Origin of the sequence: Pseudomonas aegrilactucae (assembly GCF_019168305.1) — a bacterium.
Lineage (GTDB): Bacteria > Pseudomonadota > Gammaproteobacteria > Pseudomonadales > Pseudomonadaceae > Aquipseudomonas > Aquipseudomonas aegrilactucae.
In genome coordinates, this window is the sequence record NZ_JAHTBI010000060.1 from 1 (window position 1) to 694 (window position 694).

Here is a 694-nt window from a genome sequence, read left to right on the forward strand (position 1 = left end):
AGCTTCTTGCTACATAACCCATTCGGATCAATCCACGCCGTCGGGTTCGCCGCATACTCATACAGGTTGACCCCACCCGCATAACTGATCGGGTCTTTGCTGATAAAACGCCCTACTCCCGGATCATAGTAGCGATGCCGGTTATAGTGCAGGCCTGTCTCATGGTCGTGATACTGGCCCTGGAAGCGGATCGGGTTCTTCACCCCCTGCTGCTGCGCCCATTCCGAGCGCTGCTCCTTCACTTCTCCCCACGCCTTGTACTGCGCCGTCCACGCCATCTGCCCGAAGTGGTCCGTCAGTTCCTGCGGCGTACCCAGGTGGTCGCACTGGTACCACGCCAGCGCGTTGAAAGGCTTGGCCTGCGGAGTGAAGGTCCAGACCGGATCGTCATCGATGTTGTACGGCTGACTATAGGTCGGCTGCGCAATCAACCGAATGCCTTCATGCCGCACCGCCTGCGCCACCGGCACAAAGCTGCCCGGCTCGAACAGGTAGTGCACCGTGCGCCCGATACCGCCCTCGTACTGTGCCGGGCTGCTCTCCCACGCCAGGTGGTCGCCGTCCCAGCCATACAAGGTGAAACCGCACCCCAGCTCGCGCTGCTTGCGCTCATGCTCGTTGCGGTTCCACTGCGAGCCGGCCTCGCGGCGCGGTTTGTAGTGCGCACTGGAATGCTTGAACAGTCGCCGGCCCA

At 62.0% G+C, this 694-nt stretch carries 1 protein-coding gene; it reads right to left on the bottom strand.

What is annotated here, in order from left to right; all coding sequences use genetic code 11:
* Positions 1-694, bottom strand: a 694-nt coding sequence (locus KUO17_RS17620; RefSeq protein WP_217976814.1) for an RHS repeat-associated core domain-containing protein, incomplete at both ends; no start/stop codon positions are given.